Source organism: Vibrio thalassae, assembly GCF_900089835.1.
GTDB classification, from domain to species: domain Bacteria; phylum Pseudomonadota; class Gammaproteobacteria; order Enterobacterales; family Vibrionaceae; genus Vibrio; species Vibrio thalassae.
On the sequence record NZ_OANU01000008.1, the window covers coordinates 39,060 to 60,953 of the forward strand.

Genomic DNA, 21,894 nt, shown 5'->3' on the forward strand with positions numbered 1-21,894 from the left:
CCAAAAGTGAGTATCCCCATGATTGAGGCTTTAAAGTCTTATCAACAGCGCAATAACGAGCAACTGGACGCTTGGCTCGACCACTATCCTTTTCAGCAACAAAGATTAATAGAGGCAATGCGATATGCCTTGCTACTCGGTGGCAAACGCGCTCGCCCTTTTCTCGTTTACGCCACCGGACAAATCTTTGGTTGCACTAAAGCACAATTGGATACTCCAGCAGCCGCGATTGAATGTATTCATGCTTATTCGCTGATTCACGACGATCTTCCAGCAATGGACGACGATGAACTTCGCCGAGGTCAAGCAACCTGCCATATTCAATTCGACGAAGCCACGGCGATTCTCACAGGGGATGCTCTGCAAACACTCGCCTTCACGGTATTATCTGAAGGTGAATTAGCACCCTTTGCTAATGAGCAACGTATTACTATGGTACAGAAGCTCGCTCATGCTTCGGGCGCTGCGGGAATGTGTATTGGACAAGCTCTCGATTTAGAAGCAGAGAATCAACAGGTCACTTTAGAGCATCTTGAACGCATCCATAGGCACAAAACTGGGGCGCTTATCAAGTGTGCGGTGCAGCTCGGTGCATTAGCTGCTGGCGAAAAAGGTGTGCAATACCTACCGCAATTAGAACAATATGCAGACGCTATCGGTTTGGCGTTTCAGGTCCAAGACGACATCCTAGACATCGTGGGTGACACAGAAACTCTAGGTAAACCTCAAGGCTCTGACGTTCAATTAAACAAAAGTACTTATCCAGCTTTGCTAGGATTAGAAGGGGCTCAACAAAAAGCAGCGCAGCTTTTTGAAGAAGCACTTTGTGCTTTAGAGGCTATCCCCTACAATACTCAATTACTCGAAGATTTCGCCCGATATGTCATCGAGCGCAACAACTAAACACAATTAAAGCGCTAACACTATGACACTTGATATTTCAAAATATCCAACACTGACATTAGCAAATACACCGGAAGAACTTCGCTTGATGCCGAAAGAATCACTTCCGAAGCTTTGTGAAGAGCTAAGAACGTATTTGTTAAACTCTGTGAGCCAGTCAAGCGGACACTTGGCTTCTGGACTAGGTACGGTTGAATTAACTGTTGCCCTACATTATGTTTACAACACGCCTTTTGATCAGCTGATTTGGGATGTGGGCCATCAGGCTTATCCACACAAAATTTTGACCGGACGCCGAGAGAAGCTGTCGACCATTCGCCAAAAAGATGGTCTACATCCGTTCCCTTGGCGTGAAGAAAGTGAATATGACGTTTTGTCTGTGGGTCACTCTTCCACCTCTATCAGCGCCGGGCTTGGCATTGCTATTTCCGCTGCGAAAGAAGGTAAAAACCGGAAAGTCGTGAGCGTTATTGGTGATGGTGCGATTACTGCTGGAATGGCGTTTGAAGCACTGAACCACGCGGGTGATGTCCATCCAGATATGCTTGTCATTTTGAATGACAATGAAATGTCTATCTCAGAGAACGTTGGTGCGCTTAACAACCATCTGGCTCAAGTGCTATCTGGCAGTCTGTACACCTCTATTCGCGAAGGCGGCAAGAAAGCGCTATCCGGATTACCGCCAATTAAAGAGCTAGTTCGTCGAACTGAAGAGCACCTGAAAGGCATGATCGTTCCGGGCACGTTGTTTGAAGAGTTAGGCTTTAATTACATCGGCCCTGTTGACGGGCATGATGTCAATGAATTGGTCAAAACGCTAAAGAACATGCGTGAGCTCAAAGGTCCGCAGTTCCTACACATTATGACCAAAAAAGGTAAAGGCTACGAGCCTGCCGAAAAGGACCCTATTGGTTATCACGGCGTACCAAAATTCGACCCTTCGCACTCTTGTTTGCCGAAAAGCAGCTCAAGTAAGCCAACCTATTCAAAGATCTTTGGTGACTTCCTTTGCGACATGGCCGCTAAAGATCCGTCGCTAATGGCGATTACTCCGGCAATGCGTGAAGGCTCAGGTATGGTTCGCTTCTCAAAAGAGTACCCGAATCAGTATTTCGACGTTGCTATTGCCGAACAACACGCCGTGACACTGGCTACCGGTATGGCCATCGCGGGAAATCGCCCGATCGTTGCGATCTACTCCACCTTTCTGCAACGCGGCTATGATCAACTGATCCACGATGTCGCAATTATGGATCTCCCTGTGATGTTTGCGATCGACCGTGCTGGGTTAGTCGGTGCAGATGGTCAAACGCACCAAGGAGCGTTCGATTTAAGCTTTATGCGCTGTATTCCTAATATGGTCATCATGGCACCGAGTAACGAGAATGAGTGTCGTCAGATGCTTTACACAGGTCATATTCATGATGGGCCAAGTGCCGTACGCTACCCGCGTGGTAGTGGCAATGGAACAACACCAGAAGCGGTATTTACTGCGCTAGAAATTGGTAAAGGCCGCATCGCCCGTCAAGGCAGTAAGGTGGCCATCTTATCTTTCGGTACTTTCTTAGATAACGCGCTTGTCGCGGCGGAAAATCTCAATGCAACCGTTGCCGATATGCGCTTTGTAAAACCGCTAGATGAAGCGCTAGTTCGAGAGCTGTGTGACAGCCACGATGTGATTGTCACGTTAGAAGAAAACGCAATTGCCGGTGGCGCTGGCGCTGGTGTTATTGAGTTTATGATGCGTGAGAAGTTAATGAAGCCAGTTCTTAACCTAGGCCTTCCTGACAAGTTCGTTGCCCAAGGCACTCAAGATGAACTGCACGCTGAACTTGGACTGGATGCGACAGGGATTGAAAAGTCCATTCGTGACTATCTGGTGAAATAACCTGACTCATTTTCACACTTAAAGCGGCTTTAGGCCGCTTTTTTGTTTCTTCAGCAATAAAAAAAGACCGCAATAAGGATTGCAGTCTTTTTGATATCGCCTAGCAACCGCGATTAAGCGTTCGCTTCACGCTCTGCAATAAATGCTAACGCCATCTTAATGCGAGCAATCACACGCTCTTTACCAACCAGTTCCATCACCGCATCCACAGATGGTGATTGACCACCGCCGGTTACAGCAACGCGAAGAGGCATACCGATTTTACCCATGCCAATTTCTAACTCGTCACAAACTGCTGTGATGACTTGATCTTTAATGTTGTCCGTCGTCCACTCTTCTAAAGCTTCTACTTTCGCTAACGCTGCTTCTAGCGGCTCTTTCGCAACACCACGTAGATGTTTTTTCGCTGCGCCCGCTTCGAATTCAGAGAAGTCTTCGTAGAAGTAACGAATTTGCTGAGCAAGTTCAACCAATGTATTGCAACGCTCACCCACGAGTTTAATCACATCAGTAATTGCAGGACCATTTTCTGTGTTGAGCTCCTGCTCATCAAGATGCCATTGTAGATGCTTCGCCACATATTCTGGCTCAGAAGTCTTAATGTAGTGGTTGTTCAACCAGTTTAGTTTGTCAGTATTGAACGCAGAGGCTGACTTCGAAATGGCATTCAAAGAGAAGAAATTGATCATCTCTTCTTGAGAGAAGATTTCCTGATCGCCATGAGACCAGCCTAGTCGCACTAGATAGTTGTTCAAGGCGTTTGGTAAATAACCTTCATCACGGTACTGCATTACTGATACTGCGCCGTGGCGCTTAGACAATTTTGCGCCATCATCACCTAAAATCATTGCACAGTGTGCGAACGTTGGTACTGGCGCACCAAGTGCTTCATAAATATTGATTTGGCGAGGCGTGTTGTTGATATGATCTTCACCACGAACAACGTGAGTAATACCCATATCCCAGTCATCCACAACAACTACAAAGTTATACGTAGGTGCACCGTCAGTACGACGGATGATCAAATCATCCATTTGGCTGTTAGAAATCTCGATACGACCACGGATCTGATCATCAAATACTACACTGCCTTCTTTTGGGTTGCGGAAACGGATAACACATGGATCGCCATCTTTTGCTGCCGCATTAGCCGCAACAATTTTTGGGTGGTTAGCGTCATAACGCGGAATTTCTTTGTTCGCTTCTTGTTCTGCACGAATCTCTTCTAGCAGCTCTTTGGATGCATAACACTTATATGCTTTATCTTCTGCTAATAGCTGATCAACCACTTCGTTGTAACGGTCAAAACGCTTAGATTGGAAATACGGACCCTCGTCCCATTCCAATCCCATCCACTGCATACCTTCCAAGATCGCGTCCACTGCTTGTTGTGAGTTACGCTCTAGATCGGTGTCTTCGATACGCAGAACGAATTCACCGCCTTGGTTTTTAGCGTATAGCCAAGAATAGAGTGCAGTACGTGCACCACCGACATGAAGATAGCCTGTTGGGCTAGGAGCAAAACGTGTTTTAACCGTCATCGAATGTACCTTGTTGTCAACGTCGCACGATGCTTGTCATCGTGCGTTGCAAATTTGGGCGCTATTTTATCACCTTAAGCTAAATCTACAATCAATAGCTTGACCTTACCCTTGCGGTAAGGTTTATCGTTAGTAATAGTCAAACTCATATTCGAGGTGTTTTATGAATCACATAACGCTAAAACTCTCAGGACTTTCCTGTATGGGGTGCGTGAATAAGCTGAAAAAAGCACTCAATGCCTCTTCTCTATCTATTGATGTAGAAACACTGACTACAGAACGGCTGGTTGTTATGACACCATCTGATACCAAAGACATTATTGATATCGTTCAATCGCTTAACTACCAAGCTACACCAATGTGGCATTTCAAGTTATCGGGTCTGAACTGCGGTAAATGTGTCGCTAAGGTGCGCGCTCAACTCGATTTATTCGATAACAGTGACATTATTGCGCTGTCAAAAAACGAGCTGCTTATCGCAACATTAGTCGATCCGCAAACCATCATTGACAGCATCAAGGCGCTTGGTTATCAGGCAGAATCAGTGGACATCGATACCATTAGTGAAGCAGACTCTACGCCACAAACCAATACCACCGATTCTGAATCAACGAGCCCTCAGTCAACAGTCACAGCGCCAAAGACAGATTTACCACTGGTTGAAGGAAGTCATCGTCTTCACTACCTTATTCAAGGAATGACATGTGCCAGTTGTGTTAGCTCAGTAGAAAAAGCTCTGGCTAACGTAGATGGTGTCGAAAGTGCTCGAGTCAACCTTGCCGAACAGAGCGCGATGGTAATAAGTAGTGAAACCGCTGAAACGATCAATAGTGCCTTGCTTAAAGCCGTTTCAGAGGCCGGCTATCAGGCTGAATTGGTTCAAGATCTAGCCGCAAGTCAGAGCCAACAGCAACAAACGCTATTAGCTCATCAAGCTAAGCAGAAAAAACATACCATCATTGCATTATCGATAGGTGCACCATTAATGTTGTGGGGGGTCTTAGGCGGGAACATGATGATCCGCAACCCTCTTGACCAGATGGCTTGGGGGGTTATCGGTGTTGTGTGTCTATGGCTGCTCGCTACCTCAGGTCGTGACTTTTATGTCAACGCATATAAAGCGCTGAAGCACAAACGCGCCACTATGGATACACTGGTCGCTTTAGGTACTGGCGCAGCATGGTTTTATTCTATGTTAGTGGTCATCAAGCCAAGTTGGTTCCCACATCAATCTCGGCATGTTTATTTTGAAGCGAGTGCAATGATTGTCGGTCTTATTTCCCTCGGTCATTACATTGAAGCGAAAGCCAAATCTAAGACCAATGAATCGCTGCAAGCATTGATGAATCTGCAACCACACTATGCAACTGCCATTATCAATGGTCAGGACCGATCAATAGCGGTATCGGATATTAACCTTGGGATGCTTCTGAGAATAAAGCCAGGAGAAAAAGTGCCTGTTGATGGCGAAGTGGTTGAAGGTCACAGTTATATAGATGAGTCAATGCTTACTGGAGAACCCGTTGCCGCTGCCAAAGACATCAATGACTTCGTCTCTGCCGGTACGTTAAATACTGACGGTAGCTTGGTGATCAAAGCAACTGGGGTAGGCGCTGACACCATGTTGTCTCGCATTATTAATTTGGTCCGAGAAGCGCAAAGTAGCAAACCTGCAATTGCGAAACTAGCCGACTCTATTTCAGCCGTCTTCGTCCCGGTTGTAGTAGTGATTGCCATAGTCGCGGCGGCGGTATGGTTCTTCATTGGTCCAGAACCCAAAGCGAGCTACATGCTTGTTGTTACCACCACAGTGTTGATTATTGCTTGTCCATGCGCTTTAGGCCTTGCCACACCGTTATCTATCACCGTTGGAATAGGTAAAGCCGCTCAAGCCGGTGTGTTAATTAAGGATGCTGATGCGTTGCAAAAACTGAGTAAAGTGAACGTTGTCGTGTTCGACAAAACAGGCACCATGACAATGGGTCAGCCTTCGGTACAAAGAGTATTTGCGCCAAATATGACAGAGCAAGCTCTGGCGCGAATGGTATTACCATTAGAAAAACGCTCTGAGCACCCTTTAGCTAAAGCGGTTACTCGCTATTGGACTGCTATTGAAGTTAGTGAACCACAACAATTTGAAAACCTGAAAGGTAAAGGGGTAACAGGGATTGTCGATGGTAAAAACGTGACCATTGCGTCTCTTAATCACGTACAAACGTTAAGCATCGATGTAGCACCAATTCAAAACGGACTCGATGCCGCAGCAAAACTCGCTGCTACACCTGTCGTGGTTGTCGTTGACAATAGTGCCGTCGCCGTCATTGCGATTGCCGATGATCTAAAACCAGAGACAGCCTCTGCGGTAGCGTCGTTAAAACATCAAGGTATTCACACCGTCATGCTTACTGGTGACAACCGCCATGTTGCTGACGTTATAGGTAAACAACTGGGTATTGATGAAGTGGTTTCTGAAGTTCTACCTGATGAAAAATCCGCGCATATCGAATCGCTCAGAGCCAAATTTGGTCATGTCGCTATGGTAGGTGACGGTATTAACGATGCCCCTGCTTTAGCGCTAGCTGATGTTGGTATTGCTATGGGATCAGGAAGTGACGTCGCGATTGAGAGTGCGCCAATGACCTTACTCAACAGTAACCCAGCCACTGTCGCTTACGCCATCGCTTTATCCAAAGCTACGGTGAAGAATATCAAGCAAAATCTGTTTGGTGCGTTTATTTACAACTCGTTAGGGATTCCCATTGCCGCTGGGATTCTTTACCCAATATTTGGCTTCCTGCTCAGCCCTGTTTTTGCCGGAGCAGCAATGGCCCTGTCTTCTATTACCGTTGTCAGCAACGCGAATAGACTCAGAAACTTTCAATATAAAGGCTAATTTTCGTCACAATTTAACGATTTTTAAGCCAATAGTTACTCGTCAATAAGGAATCAATATGTCAAAGCAAACACGTCTCTTCAAACTGGCAACATTGTCGTTTGCAATGGTGACAGGCTCGGCGTTTGCCACAGATATGCTCACTTACAAATCACCCTATTGTGGGTGCTGCAAAGACTGGGTTAAACATATGGAGGATGCCGGATTTAACGTCACGGTTGAAGAGCATAAAAATATGAACCCTATTAAGGAAAAGCTAGGCATCAAGCCGGAACTCGCTTCCTGCCACACTGCGGTTATTGGCGATTATGTGTTCGAAGGCCATATTCCAGCCGATGACATTAAAGCATTCCTAGATAATCCTCCTAAGAACGCAAAAGGTCTTGCCGTTCCGGGCATGCCTGTTGGCTCTCCTGGTATGGAATATGGTGATAAGAAAGACCCTTATCATGTTTATGCCTATGACGAAAAAGGCCAAGTTTTCAGCTTCCGTGCATACAATATGTAAACCATAGGTCAACGCCATAGTAATCACTATGGCGCTTCTCGTTATTAGAAGTTATAGGTTCCACCGACCAAAAATGCGCTGTTTGCTACTCCACGCCCATAACGTGATGTTTTGAACTCACCTTGGCTCTTATATTCAAAATAAGGCTGAAACGCATACTTCGTTAGTGTGAGTCTAAACTCATTATCCATTGCATTATCTGAATATGGATAATAAGGCGTATAAGCCCCAATAGCATGGTACACATTGTTATAGTGCACCTTCACTGGATGTGTTTGGAAGGCATACGCTATTTTATTATCAAAGCGATATAATCCGTAGCTGGCTTATTCTCCCAGCGGTCGTTCTGGGCATACACTTCTATTCGCGTGCGGTGACTTAGGGATAGCCCTTGCTCAAAGTCATAACCTATCTTGAACAACGGTCGGTATTGCACCGTTTCACCTACTTGCATTAAATGGTTATAGCCCGCCCCTAACCAAAAACTCTCTGACATCTGAAACCTTTGTTCCACACCTAATGTCAGCAAGGGTGCCCTGACGCTATGTCCATAATACATATCGTGATGGTGGTGCCTATCGCTGTGCGGTGTGGCTCCAATTGCAATATCTTCAATTTTGAATTTAACGGTCGTATCTGTATCGAAAGTATGACCAGCAGCCATCTTAGCTGTGGTTTTTGAATCATAAAGATACGTACTATTAAATTGAATATGTCCTTCAATATAAGATGATGCCGCAAATGCGGCCTTAGAACCTAAGGCTAATAATAACAACGATGTATGACGCAAAGTTTGGATCCTAAATAGTGTGGAAGAGCCTGCATCTTCCTTACCACCATCCCCTATAGCAAATCTTTACAAAGTCATCGTTTTGTAAGATAAAAATTGTCCAAAAATCAGACAAATAACGTTAAATCAATGAAATAGAGCCTCTCATATCTAGCGATGTAAGCAAACCGTGTGAAGATCACATACTCTGGTCTGAAAAAACACTAAGTTCGACCAAAAATCAGCCTAAAACGAGAAAGGTAAAATTACCTGAGCAAAAACCAAATTTATTAAAACTAACTAAAGTGCTGGACCAAGTTCAGGTTATTGAAGTGGTCTTTATAAATAAGCGAATGATGACAACTATCTTGAAAAATGCCGGTTGTATCTCATCCTAAATCGCCAATCGAGCTCATCAAATCATAAAGATAAAAAAAGGCTCCTTACGGAGCCCCAAATATGGAAATCTTAACAATCTTTGCGTCGCTTAGAAACCGTAAGAAGCACCGAATACAACAGCGTTGTTTACAGCACTGCCACCGTCTGCATTCTTCAGGCCGTGAGCTTGGCTACGGAACTCAAAATATGGCTGTACACCGTCACGAGTCCAAGTTGCACGAAGCTCATGATCCATCGTGTTTACTTTATCGTGACCGAATGCATCTTTATCACCTGCAACCACATATACGTTGTTGTACGAAAGTGCAAGTGGTTGGTCTGCAAACTGATAAGCAATTTTGTTATCTAAACGAACATCGCTATCTGATCTGCGGGTCTGACCATCGAGTTGGTTGTTGATGTGCATACGAGTACGGTTGCTCAAAGACAGACCATTATCGAAGTTATAGCCAATCTTGATTAGTGGACGGTATTGAATCGTTTCACCGTCTTGAATCAAGTGGTGGTAACCTGCTGCAAACCAAAGGTGGTCTGTTGCGTTAAACACCTGCTCTATGCCCAAAGTAGTAGCTGGTAGAGGACCTTTCTTGCCCGCCTCTGGTGTTTGCGTTTTCCCTAAAGGAATAGCATCAAATTCAACTAAAAGCGTTGTATTTGAGTCAAACGTATGACCCGCTTCTAGTGTCGAAGTTTGCTTTGACCCTTGTAAATATGAATCGTGAAACTGAACATTACCCGTTACGTAAGACGAGCCAGCGAAAGCGCTAGTTGATGCAACTGCAAGAGCAGTAAGAGCGAGAACTTTTTTCATTGTAACACCTATGTATGCTTTAGTTTTTAAGCAGCTTATGTTGCTGCCGTTTGGCTTGGGCACACTATAACTAGATTTAATTCGCGCTGACAAATAATCACCTCTCCACAGTGATCAAAATCACAATAAAAAACAACAAAAAAAATAAAACCCTTAAAATCATATGTTTAAATAAAAAAATAAAGAACCCTAAATAACTCAATTAAAATTAACTATGACAAAAATCACAAAAACAATGTTTAAAAAGCCAATGTGATAGAGAAAATGTCGTAAATACCATCATTAGACTCAAAATTGTCTTATAAAATCGTGATATCAAACGTGATTTTAGATTTAAAACAGTGTTTAATTCGCATTAAAAAAATAGTTGGTTCGATAAAAAAACAACCCAACATGGTGAATCTATCTATCAATGTTGTCGTTTGTACCCCCCTAAATTGTGATAGTCTGGATACACAACCCTAGTTCAGACAGTGGTGGATAAATTGCCTAGAGATATTCAGGCTCATACAGTGATAAATTACTTGAGGCCCTCATTTACCGGTCTTTTGTTATTGGTTTCACTTTGTTCTAATGCAGAGCCATTGCTTTGGCAAGCAGATAAAGGGGAACAACGCCTCTATCTTATGGGAACAATTCATGTTGGGGATACTAAACTCGACCCATTTTCTAGAAAAGTGACAGAAGCTTTGAGCCAGGCAGATAGTCTGATCGTTGAAACGCGTTTAAATGAAAAAGTGCGTTTCCCACAAAAGCCACAACCAAGCGCTAAGCAAATGTTAGACGAGGAACACTTGGCAGCATTGATTGCAATCATCAAACAGGCTTCCCTAGTCCCAAGTACAATATTGAGTTTACCACCTTGGCAAGCAGCACTCACCTTACAGCAATGGCAATTCCAATCTCTTAACTACCAACCTGAGTTCAGCATTGATATGCAGTTTGTCCGTTGGGCAAACACTCATCAATTACCAATAGTGGGATTAGAGACCTTACAATTTCAAATCGATTTATTCGTCACTCAGCCTGATCATGGATTAGCTATGCTGAAACAAACGCTCCAAGAGTGGTCAGATAGTGAAGCAAGTATCCGATGCTTAGTCGAATCTTGGCGTATGGGAGACATAAAGAACCTCGAGGCAGTGTTAGCAACAGTGACCTATAATGAAGCTTTTTATCAATCATTTATCTTTGAGCGAAATGAGCGTTGGGTAAAAGTTTTAAGTCAAGACTACCCAGTCGGCACCTATTTTGTTGCAGTGGGAGCAATGCACCTTGTTGGTGAACACAGTGTCATTGAGTTACTTAGACAGCTAGGCTACGACATTTCTCTGATGTCGACCCCAAGTAGAGCTCATTGCTCTACTTCATCTGACTCTTAGGAAGCCTCTCTTATATTAATGAAAATCGTCATTGCTCTCGACTAAAGGTGGTGCGTGTTATGGTTTGCGCGACAGTGAATACGTGACATCACATTTTAAGATCCGCCCTAACGTTAGCGCCGCATTATCTCGCCAATATCCGTCAAACAACTCAATACAGAAACTGCGTTTCAAACCTTTATCGTAATGATCGAGATCAACGTAGCCTATCTTAGCCCATCTTTTTTTCTTGCTATTCGATGAGCCTATACCATACTAAGTTTGCATTTAGAAGATCCTATCAGAAAAAATGGAGACGAAATCATGAAAATAGCTATTTTTTTTGCAACTTTAGCTTTGTCACTACCAATTACAGCGACAGCATCAAACCATAACGGATCAGGAAATGTGTTAGGGTACACCGTACAGTGCACTTTACCTGATGGCAACGTTGTGAGAACACAGCAACTATACTGCCAATTAGCCAATGGTAGCGCTAGATACTAATAGCGATGAGTAGGCAAGGGGGGGTAGTTACCCCCCCTTTTTCAACTTATTTATGATAGGGCAATAACTTTGCTCGTTACCTGGACATGCCTTTATCCACTCAGCCAGCCTTTTCTCAACCTTTTTCAACGCCTCAATCTGGTTTTGAACATCTAGCAGTTTGTCTGATGCAAATTGTCGAACGCTTTCACTCCTTCTGTGAGTATCTTTTTCCAGCGATAACAAATACTGACATTCATCGAGAGAAAAGCCTGCCTTCCTTGCGTTGGAAATAAAACTTAGCTCACGTACATGCTCATCCGTGTAAAAGCGGTAACCATTAATTGTTCGCTTTGGCGGGGAGATAATTTGCCGTTCCTCATAAAAGCGGATTGTTTTGGTCGTTAATCCTGTAATTTCTGAAACCTGACCTATCTTCACTTCCACTCCCCCGAGCTATCACTCGTTATAGCGAGAGCACCCAACCCAAGACTTGTTGGCGCTCTTCTTTAGATCCGGTATTGTACCAATATTGCATCATTTGTGCAGGTTGTGATGTAAATGTCTCTTCAGCATTACCATTTTTACGATTTTGCACCGCCCAATCAATAAACTTCTCTCGATCTTGATCGGTACTTCTTTCATACCAATACTGAATCATTTCTAATGATTTTGATGTTGATTGATTGTCGTTGACGATAACACGTGACGCTAATATACCCGTATTTTGGGTTTGGGATTCCATTTCATTACGTAGCGCTTTCATATAGCCCGACGCAATGGTAAAGGTAACTTCATAACGACTGTTAGTTATCAATTCAAATTCGAAGTCGCCCCTATCGATACTATCGACCGCTGCTTTGTCGATTGGGAAAGAAAAATATTGGGACGTTGTACAGTGCTCTGAGCATGTGCTTGTAGAGGGTTTAATAGGGATAAGATCAACGGTTCTACCTAAATATGAAGCTTTTTCAAACTCGTTATACGATTTAAAATACGTTACCTCCATATTAACAAAACCAGCGAGCTCATTAGGTTGACTGTTTTTGCTATTTAGCACTACAACCACTTGTGATTTGACGATATCACCACCGTTACTAGAGATGGTTTCTGGTGTGTAGGTTTTACCAACTACACGAGTTTGCCCCCCTTTATAGTCCACTGTTTCTACAGACTGAGAAAAGTCGCTATCTGAATCAAGAGAGGAACACGCTCCTAACAACAACGAAATAACTACTACAAGACTTCTGAACATATTTCTCTCCTTTGACAAGAAGAGCATCAGCTAAAATAGCTAATGCTCAATCTCATGATTATTTTTATAACGCTTAGAAACCGTACTCAAGACCCACGCGAGTCACGATATCTGAACGATTGTCCGTGCTATCCTTGATATTCGTTGTGCGTTGAGCAACACGTACATAAGGGACAAAACCGTTAACCACTGCCATCAACTGGCCAGAGATGGTGCTTTCTGCGTCATCCTGAGAAACTCCACCTTTTTTCGAGTCAAGGTTAGCAGCATAACCTAATTTAAATCCAATTGGACCATTCCAATATTGACCAATTACCGAATATGAACCTTGGTCGTGAGTTACACCACTTTGTTTCAACTGCTCATTTTTATAAGCAGCGGCAAGCCCAAAGCCAGCTGGTAGAGCCGCCTCGAAACCAACAATATACGCTAAAGTATCCGTATCAGCAGTGGTCGAAGCTTTAGTATAATAGGAGTCACCTGGATTATACACATCACCATTGTCATCAGTCCCTGCTTCTTGCGCAATTTGCCATGATTCAGGGGTGGTACTTCCTGGGCGTTTTCCAGTTTCAACGGCACCCATTAGTGTTATTTTTTCAAATGCGTAACGTGCATTCGCGCCAGCAAAATAAGCATCACGTGTCGCAGCGCCACCACCATTGGCGTTGTCATCACGACCGACTGAAGCTGCAAAAGTGAACCCACCAAACTTTGGTGAATCATAACGTACTTGGTTCGATTGACGATCATAGTGAGCATTAATACCACCCCAGTCAAACACTGAGCCAAGACCTGGGTTTGAGAATGGCCAGTCAACGATCTCGTAAAGTGGTGTTAATACACGACCAATTCGTACATTACCAAAGTCGCCAGATAAGCCGATGAAGGTATCACGGAAACCGAGCACACCACCAGAAACTCCACCATGTGCCCAGTCCGTGTTATCAACATAACCAGACTCAATCTGCATAGTCACTCGAATACTATCTGTCATGTCACCAGACGCTCGAAAACCAATTCGAGATTCGTTTTCAATCGCAAAACCGGCACTGTCATCTTTGTTATCAGTAACGTTGTAATTCACCGCAGATATCGCGGCAACCCCATACACCTCAACATCAAAATCAGAGTTGATACCAACTTGACCACCAGCCCCCTCATCAGCCATTGCTGAGAAGGATACCATTGACGCCACTGCTGCACCGATAAGAGTGCGTCTAAACATTTTTTCCATGGAATAACTCCTAAAAATGGATATAGCTGTTTTTTATATTTAACCCTTAAGTTGGCCGCCGAAGGGTGAAATACTTCCTTATTTATTTAACCAAATAGACTGGTTAATTTTCCTGTCTACACCTTGTGTATCCATACCCACAAGACTAACTTCGCGGAGAAAATTATCAATTTCAAAATCAATTACGTTAAGAAAAATATGACGCACAACAAACTTTCATCATGCTTATTGATGAAGATCTTATTTTTTAATCAGAGCAAGAATAAAATGCTTTACATCGTTAATTTTCAATAACTTAAAAATTAACGACATTCAGAATTAGTGATGTAGCTCGCATGACTTTTTTATTTAAAGAAATTAAATAAAAAAGTGCTTTTTAGAAAGTTGCTTTTACTATCCACCGTACATTCAACTTCTAATTTGAACTTACTCGCAAAAAAAGAGCCCCATATAGGAGCTCTTTTAAGATTCGACAGACAGTTAACCTATTAATTCGATTAAGTCATCTTCGGTTTTAATTTCAATATTAAGTTCTTGTGCTTTTGCGAGCTTAGAACCTGCGTTTTCACCCGCAAATAAGATGTCCGTTTTCTTAGAAACACTTCCGGTAACTTTTGCCCCTAAAGCTTGAAGTGCTGCTTTGGCATCATTACGGTTTAATTGAGATAATGAGCCTGTTAATACCACGATCTTACCCGCTAGCGGTTGTGGAACATTGTCAGCCGGAGCCTCGACATCTGGCCAATGAATACCCGCAGCGATCAAGGCTTCAATAACTGTTTGATTTGATTCAGCGGCAAAGAAGAACCTAATATGCTTAGCCACAATGTCACCAACATCTGGTACTTCGATGAGTTGCTCATGACTGGCATTCATCACCTTCTCTAACGTTTTAAAATGGGCTGATAGGTTGGCCGCGGTTGCTTCCCCTACCTCTCGAATCCCTAGAGAATATAAGAATCGAGCAAGCGTTGTTTGTTTTGAAACATTCAGAGCATTCACGACATTCTGTGCCGACTTAGGCCCCATGCGTTCTAAGATAGTGAGTTGTCCTGCAGATAACTTAAACAGGTCGGCTGGTGTTTCAACCATTTCCTTATCGACTAACTGCTCGATGACTTTCTCCCCAAGACCATCAACGTCTAAAGCCTTACGAGATACAAAGTGTTTCAACGCTTCTTTACGCTGCGCTTGACACACTAACCCACCAGTACAGCGCGCTACGGCTTCTCCTTCAATGCGTTCTATCATAGAAGCGCACACAGGACACTCTAGCGGAAATACAATCGCCTTCGCATCGACAGGTCGACGTTCGGGAACATAGGAAACAATCTGCGGAATGACATCACCTGCACGGCGAATAATAACACTATCTCCAATTTTCACTCCCAGGCGCTCGATTTCGTCGGCGTTATGCAAGGTGGCATTACTCACCGTCACACCACCAACAAACACTGGCTCTAGTTTAGCAACTGGCGTAATAGCCCCCGTACGCCCAACTTGAAAATCGACTGCGTTTAGTACCGTAATCTCTTCTTGAGCGGGAAATTTATAGGCGATAGCCCAGCGAGGTGCCCTAGCAACAAACCCTAATTGTTCTTGAAGCGCAATATCATCCACTTTAATGACGACACCATCTATCTCGTACTCAAGATCATCACGCTTGTCTTGTATCGCCTTATGATAGGCTTTAACTTGTTCAATATTACTAACGCGCTTCGTTTCAGGTCCCATTGGAAAGCCCAGCGTTTTCAGTTTAAGAAAGCGCTCATAATGACTGGCTGGAAGCGATGTCCCTTCTACCACCCCTAGACTGTATGCGTAAAAGCTCAGAGGACGCGTTGCCGTGATTCGAGAATCCAGCTGGCGCAAACTCCCTGCTGATGCATTTCTTGGGTTAACAAATACTTTCTCACCCTTTTTAGCCGCCAACTCGTTCAGTTTGGTAAATCCCGCTTTTGGCATAAAGACTTCGCCACGTACTTCGATGCGTGCTGGAATATCATTGCCTTGTAACTTCAGGGGAATCGCACTGATTGTACGCACATTTTCAGTAATGTTTTCCCCCGTCGTACCATCACCTCGCGTTGCGGCTTGAACCAACACTCCATTTTCATAGAGCAAACTCACCGCTAACCCATCGAGTTTCACTTCACAGCAATAAGCGCCAATTTCGGTTCGGTTTAATCGCTCACAAATACGCTTGTTAAAGCTGTCTAAGTCGTCGTCCGAAAAAGCGTTATCAAGCGAAAGCATAGGAATTTCGTGCTTTACTTGAGTAAAGTTGTCCAGTGGTAACCCACCGACTCGCTGACTTGGTGAATCAACGCTGACCCACTCTGGATGTGCTGATTCAATCGCAAGCAACTCCTGCATCAATCTGTCGTACTCGACATCTGGAATTTCAGGACGGTCTTCGACGTAATACTTCACGCCATGATAGTGAAGTTGCTCTTTCAGTTCATTTAATCGTTGTTGCGACATGATATACCTTGGTCGTACGGATAAAAAAGGCTCCTGAGGAGCCTTTTCTCTAACTAAGTGGAAGACTATACGCTGGCTTTCGCCGCGTTAAAATCTTGAATTTGTTTACGATAAGCATCGAGCCTTGTCGGCGTCATCAATTTACGGTTATCGTCAAGAACATCACCGCCGAGATCATCTGCAATTTGTTGCGCTGTTCTTAGCATCAGTTTGAAGTTCTGTTCAGCTTCACCAAAACAAGGCAAAGTCATGAAGAACGAGATACCTTTGGTGGTAAAGGTTGCAGGATCATTGTGCTGAAGTGTGCCTGGTTGCATCATATTGGCGACACTGAACAATACTTTACCGGTTCCAGACAAGTCTGCGTGACGGTGGAAAATATCCATTTCACCATAAATAAGCCCATTTTGACGCATACTGTCAAACAATTTAGTGCCAATAAACTCTTCCGAGCCAGCACAGTGTACGTTCATCACGATGACTTGCATTTCTGGCTCTTGAGGCTCTGTTTCAGGCGGTGTTGGGGCACTTGGTTCTGGCGCTGACGCCAGATTGGATGATACGATAGGCTCAGGCTTGCTTTCGAGCTCTTCCGCCACATCATCGATTTTATTGAGATCAAACTGAGGTTCCAGTTTTTCAAATTCTTCATCAGATTTCGCAGAAAAAGAGGGTAACTCTTCTTCATTATCTTCCGACAGCGAAGAGACTTGTGGTTTTTCTGCTTCCTGTGCAACGTTAGGTTCATCAACGACGCTGTCTTCAAGATCGAAACTCTTTTCCGAATGACTCGATACATCATCCAGCGGGTCATAAGTTGATTGTTGTTTCAAACCGAAATCAGGCTCATTACGCGTCTTTCTTATGATTTCGAAATCGTCTTCTGGCGCAATGTATTCGTCTTCTTGCTCAGTTTTGTCATCCAACTTTCCTAACGGCCTGTCACCGAACTTCTTCTGTCCTTCTTTTTTACTAGACCAAAGGCCATGGAACAGCAGCGCCGCGATAGCTAGGGCACCGACAATAATGAGTACGAATCGCAATTCCTGCATTGTTTGCTCTCAACGTTAAAAAATAGTCCTTAAAGAGGTGAACACACCTCAACTCGCTCTACTTTACCAAAACTCTATAGACTATTAGAACACCTTAGTATAAGAAGTTTGTGATTTCCTTAAGTCTTTTTTGATATAGTCGCTAAGAATCAACTGTAGCAAATGGTAAAAAGGAAACATATTTTGAACAAAGCCAAGACCGGATTCGGTTACTTTCATCAAGGTTTTCAAATCGCCTTTACTCCCGGCATACGTCGTTATGTGTTGCTTCCATTACTCGCTAACATCGTGTTAGTTGGTTCAGCCATGTATTACCTTTTCTCCCATCTAAATGTCTGGATTGAAGGCTGGCTAGGCTACTTGCCTGAGTTTTTGTCTTGGCTTAGCTACGTTCTTTGGCCTTTGCTAGCGTTGACAATACTCGCGACTTTTTCTTACTTCTTTAGTACGTTGGCCAATTTTATTGCAGCGCCGTTTAACGGACTATTGGCCGAAAAAGTAGAAGAAATGCTGACAGGCCAAAAGGTATCAGAAGAAGGGCTAATGAGTGTAGTCAAGGATGTACCTAGAATCATGGCTCGTGAATGGCGTAAGCTAATGTACACCCTACCCAAGGCTATTGGCTTATTTCTGCTATTATTGATTCCCGCACTTGGTCAAACTATAGGACCATTCCTTTGGTTTATTTTTACCGCTTGGATGCTCGCAATACAATACTGCGATTATCCTTTTGATAACCACAAAATACCCTTCAACGATATGCGTATGTCGATGAAACAAAAACAGGGAAAAGCATACAGTTTTGGCATGCTAGTTTCGGTCTTTACCACAATACCAATACTGAATCTGTTCATTGTACCTGTATCGGTATGCGGCGCTACCGCGATGTGGGTACAAGAATTCAAACCGCAATACCAGTAAGTATTGCAGTGTCACTAGACCAAGAGCATTAAAGTTATCCTGATGTAGAGACCGTATCTTATCAATACGATCTCTACGTTCGCTCTAACGCGACGTTATGGTTTTAGTGGCTGACGACTAAAGGTTTTATGGCCACATTTGGTGCAAGGAGAAATGGTCGTAGGATGGTTATATTCTGTTTTGTGTCCGCACTGCTCACACACTAAGTTACCTAAACCTATCATTTCACCAGAGGAATAGACGCCTTGGTGTTCGAGGTCTTGAAACAGCTCAACCCACTCCACTTTTGTTTTATCGGTAATATCAAGTAGTCCTTGCCAAATTGAATTGGCAATCATCAGATAAAATGGGCCACTTTTACTCTCTTCATAATTTTCAGCAAATTCCTTTAAATCTGATTTGACGTAAGCAGAGATTAATGCCATTTCGTCTTTAGTCATATCGTTGGCAGCCTCAACCACTTGCCCCGACTTTTCAAGTACATGCTGTAGCTCTTCAGGACTGTGTTTAAGGTTGTCCACCACATCTTCAATCATTTCTTCATAACTGGCTTTACGCTTAGGCATACATCCCCCTATATTCACCAAAGTAGCAGAACGAGTAGTAATAACCGTTAAGTACACCGTGTCATCCCCGACGAAGGGGATATTGACTATTGTTGACCGAGCTTCCTTTAGGTATTCTATGACGATCTAATAGTTTCTGTGGTAACAGAAATCACAAATTCCATGATAACCGGAAATCATCGATGCAAGAACAATATAACCCGCAAGATATTGAACGTGATGTTCAACAGCACTGGGACAACAATAAAACTTTTGTTGTAAGTGAAGACCCAAATAAAGAAAAATTCTACTGTCTGTCTATGTTCCCTTACCCAAGTGGACGACTGCATATGGGTCACGTGCGTAACTACACTATCGGTGATGTGGTCTCTCGTTTCCAACGTCTACAAGGCAAAAACGTAATGCAACCAATTGGTTGGGATGCTTTTGGTTTGCCTGCTGAAAACGCTGCAGTGAAAAACAACACCGCACCTGCTCCATGGACTTATGAAAATATTGAGTATATGAAAAACCAGCTTAAATTGCTCGGTTTTGGCTACGATTGGAATCGTGAGTTCGCAACATGTACTCCAGAGTACTACCGTTGGGAGCAAGAATTCTTCACCAAGCTCTACGAAAAAGGCTTGGTGTACAAAAAAACATCATCTGTTAACTGGTGTCCTAACGACCAAACTGTTCTAGCGAATGAGCAAGTTGAAGATGGCTGCTGCTGGCGCTGTGATACTCCAGTAGAGCAAAAAGAAATCCCTCAGTGGTTCATCAAAATTACCGCTTATGCTCAAGAGCTTTTAGACGATCTAGATAATCTTGATGGTTGGCCTGAAATGGTAAAAACCATGCAGCGCAACTGGATTGGACGCTCTGAAGGTGTCGAGCTTAAGTTTGAAGTGCAAGGCCACCAAGACCTAGAAGTGTATACAACTCGTCCAGATACTCTAATGGGTGTTACTTATGTGGGTATCGCAGCAGGTCACCCATTGGCAACGGCTGCCGCTACAAACAATCCAGAGTTAGCTGCATTTATCGATGAATGTAAGAATAACAAGGTTGCCGAAGCTGAATTGGCAACGATGGAAAAGAAAGGGATGGCAACAGGCCTAACTGCAATTCACCCATTAAATGGTCGTGAAGTACCAGTGTTTGTCGCTAACTTCGTCTTAATGGACTACGGTACAGGCGCTGTTATGGCGGTACCGGGTCATGATCAGCGTGACTACGAGTTTGCCACTAAGTACAACCTAGACATCCTTCCTGTGATCAAACCTGTTGACGATAGCGAGCTTGATATTTCACAAGCGGCTTACACGGAGAAAGGTGTTCTATTTAACTCAGGTGAATTTGACGGACTCGAGTTCCAAGCGGCATTCGATGCCATTTCTGCCAAGCTAGAAGCCGAAGGTAAAGGACACAAAACCGTCAACTTCCGTCTACGTGACTGGGGCGTATCTCGTCAACGTTATTGGGGTGCACCAATCCCGATGGTCACGACTGAAGATGGCCAAGTTCATCCAGTTCCAGCAGAGCAACTTCCTGTGATCCTTCCAGAAGATGTGGTGATGGATGGCGTAACTAGCCCAATCAAAGCAGATAAAGAGTGGGCAAAAACGACGTTCAACGGCGAACCTGCACTACGTGAAACAGACACCTTTGACACCTTTATGGAGTCATCTTGGTATTATGCGCGTTACTGCTCTCCGCAAGCTGACGACATTTTGGACCCAGAAAAAGCGAACTATTGGTTACCAGTAGACCAATATATCGGTGGTATCGAGCACGCATGTATGCACTTACTGTACTCTCGTTTCTTCCACAAATTGCTTCGCGATGCTGGTTATGTCACCTCAGACGAACCATTCAAGAAACTACTTTGCCAAGGTATGGTGCTTGCTGACGCCTTCTACCATACTAATGAAAAAGGTACAAAAGAGTGGATTGCACCTACTGATGTAAAAGTTGAACGTGACGGTAAAGGCCGCATTACTTCAGCAACAGACAATCAAGGTCGTGACGTAGAGCACTCGGGCATGATCAAAATGTCGAAGTCTAAGAATAACGGTATTGACCCGCAAGAGATGGTCGACAAATACGGTGCTGACACCGTACGTCTATTTATGATGTTCGCATCACCAGCCGACATGACGCTAGAGTGGCAAGAGTCTGGTGTAGAAGGTGCTAACCGTTTCCTTAAGCGTGTTTGGAAGCTTGTAAAAGAGCATACAGAAAAAGGCACTGCAGAGGCTGTCGATGTTTCAGCTCTCTCTACCGATCAGAAAGCTCTGCGCCGTGATGTTCATAAGACTATTGCCAAAGTAACGGATGATATTGATCGTCGTCAGACGTTTAACACAGCAATTGCTGCCATTATGGAACTAATGAACAAGCTTGCGAAAGCGCCTCAAGATAACGCTCAAGATCGTGCCATTTTAGATGAAGCACTAAATGCTGTCGTTGCTATGCTTTACCCAATTACTCCACACATCTGTTTTGAGATGTGGGCAGCGTTAGGCAATGCAGATATAGATAACGCCGTTTGGCCAACATTTGATGAGAAAGCGCTTGTTGAAGACGAAAAACTCATCGTTGTTCAAGTCAACGGTAAGCTTCGCGCTAAATTGACTGTGGCCGCTGACGCTACGAAAGAGCAAGTTGAAGAGCTTGGTCTAAACGATGAGAACGTAACGAAATTCATTGACGGAAAAACCATCCGTAAAGTGATTTACGTACCTGGTAAGCTACTGAATATTGTAGCTAATTAATGCCGTTCTCTTTATGATATTAAGAGTCGCGAAGGAGACTTCGCGACTCTTTTACAACCTAGCA

17 protein-coding genes are annotated in these 21,894 nt (G+C 43.8%); 7 read left to right on the top strand and 10 right to left on the bottom strand.

Going from position 1 to position 21,894, the window contains the following annotated elements:
• Positions 1 to 18 precede the first annotated feature (18 nt).
• Positions 19 to 903 carry a (2E,6E)-farnesyl diphosphate synthase gene (ispA, locus tag VTH8203_RS04735; RefSeq protein WP_096992623.1) on the top strand — a complete coding sequence of 295 codons (885 nt, stop codon included), beginning with the start codon at positions 19 to 21 and terminating at the stop codon, positions 901 to 903.
• 22 nt (positions 904 to 925) lie between these two features.
• Positions 926 to 2,791, top strand: coding sequence for a 1-deoxy-D-xylulose-5-phosphate synthase (dxs, locus tag VTH8203_RS04740; protein ID WP_096992624.1), 1,866 nt, complete (start codon positions 926 to 928; stop codon positions 2,789 to 2,791).
• 113 nt (positions 2,792 to 2,904) lie between these two features.
• Here dxs and gltX read toward each other — a convergent pair whose 3' ends face one another.
• A complete protein-coding gene (gene gltX / locus VTH8203_RS04745; protein ID WP_096992625.1) occupies positions 2,905 to 4,332 on the bottom strand; it encodes a glutamate--tRNA ligase in 1,428 nt (475 codons plus the stop codon).
• 163 nt (positions 4,333 to 4,495) lie between these two features.
• Here gltX and VTH8203_RS04750 point away from each other — a divergent pair, with 163 nt between their 5' ends.
• Together VTH8203_RS04750 and VTH8203_RS04755 are read left to right on the top strand one after the other, a co-directional pair.
• Positions 4,496 to 7,225: a heavy metal translocating P-type ATPase gene (locus VTH8203_RS04750; protein ID WP_167385788.1), complete on the top strand. Its 2,730-nt coding sequence runs from the start codon at positions 4,496 to 4,498 to the stop codon at positions 7,223 to 7,225.
• A gap of 58 nt (positions 7,226 to 7,283) precedes the next feature.
• A complete protein-coding gene (locus VTH8203_RS04755; protein ID WP_096992627.1) occupies positions 7,284 to 7,733 on the top strand; it encodes a DUF411 domain-containing protein in 450 nt (149 codons plus the stop codon).
• A gap of 44 nt (positions 7,734 to 7,777) precedes the next feature.
• On the opposite strand, the gene VTH8203_RS04760 is transcribed toward VTH8203_RS04755, so the two are convergent.
• The 3 genes from VTH8203_RS04760 to VTH8203_RS04770 all read right to left on the bottom strand — a co-directional run bounded on the left by VTH8203_RS04760 (position 7,778) and on the right by VTH8203_RS04770 (position 9,712).
• Positions 7,778 to 7,978, bottom strand: coding sequence for a hypothetical protein (locus VTH8203_RS04760; RefSeq protein WP_096992628.1), 201 nt, complete (start codon positions 7,976 to 7,978; stop codon positions 7,778 to 7,780).
• Positions 7,979 to 8,022: 44 nt separating this feature from the next.
• Positions 8,023 to 8,523 carry a hypothetical protein gene (locus VTH8203_RS04765; RefSeq protein ID WP_096992629.1) on the bottom strand — a complete coding sequence of 167 codons (501 nt, stop codon included), beginning with the start codon at positions 8,521 to 8,523 and terminating at the stop codon, positions 8,023 to 8,025.
• A 466-nt stretch (positions 8,524 to 8,989) separates the two neighbouring features.
• Complete coding sequence (locus VTH8203_RS04770; protein WP_096992630.1) at positions 8,990 to 9,712, bottom strand: oligogalacturonate-specific porin KdgM family protein; 723 nt, start codon at positions 9,710 to 9,712, stop codon at positions 8,990 to 8,992.
• Between the two features lie 584 nt (positions 9,713 to 10,296).
• Here VTH8203_RS04770 and VTH8203_RS04775 point away from each other — a divergent pair.
• Complete coding sequence (locus VTH8203_RS04775) at positions 10,297 to 11,094, top strand: TraB/GumN family protein (protein WP_158296054.1); 798 nt, start codon at positions 10,297 to 10,299, stop codon at positions 11,092 to 11,094.
• A gap of 513 nt (positions 11,095 to 11,607) precedes the next feature.
• Here VTH8203_RS04775 and VTH8203_RS04780 read toward each other — a convergent pair.
• From VTH8203_RS04780 to zipA, 5 genes are all read right to left on the bottom strand, one after another.
• Positions 11,608 to 12,000, bottom strand: a complete 393-nt coding sequence (locus VTH8203_RS04780; protein WP_158296055.1) for a MerR family transcriptional regulator — start codon at positions 11,998 to 12,000, stop codon at positions 11,608 to 11,610.
• Positions 12,001 to 12,025: 25 nt separating this feature from the next.
• The gene (locus VTH8203_RS04785; protein ID WP_096992633.1) at positions 12,026 to 12,814 is read right to left on the bottom strand and encodes a DUF2057 domain-containing protein; all 789 of its coding nucleotides are present in this window, start codon (positions 12,812 to 12,814) and stop codon (positions 12,026 to 12,028) included.
• A gap of 73 nt (positions 12,815 to 12,887) precedes the next feature.
• Entirely contained in the window at positions 12,888 to 14,051 is a 1,164-nt protein-coding gene (locus VTH8203_RS04790; protein ID WP_096992634.1) for a porin, read from the bottom strand.
• A 480-nt stretch (positions 14,052 to 14,531) separates the two neighbouring features.
• The gene (ligA, locus tag VTH8203_RS04795; RefSeq protein ID WP_096992635.1) at positions 14,532 to 16,535 is read right to left on the bottom strand and encodes an NAD-dependent DNA ligase LigA; all 2,004 of its coding nucleotides are present in this window, start codon (positions 16,533 to 16,535) and stop codon (positions 14,532 to 14,534) included.
• A gap of 65 nt (positions 16,536 to 16,600) precedes the next feature.
• On the bottom strand, positions 16,601 to 17,587 hold the full coding sequence (zipA, locus tag VTH8203_RS04800) for a cell division protein ZipA (RefSeq protein WP_096992636.1): 987 nt from the start codon (positions 17,585 to 17,587) through the stop codon (positions 16,601 to 16,603).
• 162 nt (positions 17,588 to 17,749) lie between these two features.
• Here zipA and cysZ point away from each other — a divergent pair, with 162 nt between their 5' ends.
• On the top strand, positions 17,750 to 18,508 hold the full coding sequence (gene cysZ / locus VTH8203_RS04805) for a sulfate transporter CysZ (protein WP_096992637.1): 759 nt from the start codon (positions 17,750 to 17,752) through the stop codon (positions 18,506 to 18,508).
• Between the two features lie 95 nt (positions 18,509 to 18,603).
• Here cysZ and VTH8203_RS04810 read toward each other — a convergent pair whose 3' ends face one another.
• The gene (locus VTH8203_RS04810; RefSeq protein ID WP_096992638.1) at positions 18,604 to 19,074 is read right to left on the bottom strand and encodes a zinc ribbon-containing protein; all 471 of its coding nucleotides are present in this window, start codon (positions 19,072 to 19,074) and stop codon (positions 18,604 to 18,606) included.
• Between the two features lie 182 nt (positions 19,075 to 19,256).
• Here VTH8203_RS04810 and leuS point away from each other — a divergent pair, with 182 nt between their 5' ends.
• Positions 19,257 to 21,830: a leucine--tRNA ligase gene (gene leuS / locus VTH8203_RS04815; protein WP_096992639.1), complete on the top strand. Its 2,574-nt coding sequence runs from the start codon at positions 19,257 to 19,259 to the stop codon at positions 21,828 to 21,830.
• Positions 21,831 to 21,894: the final 64 nt, after the last annotated feature.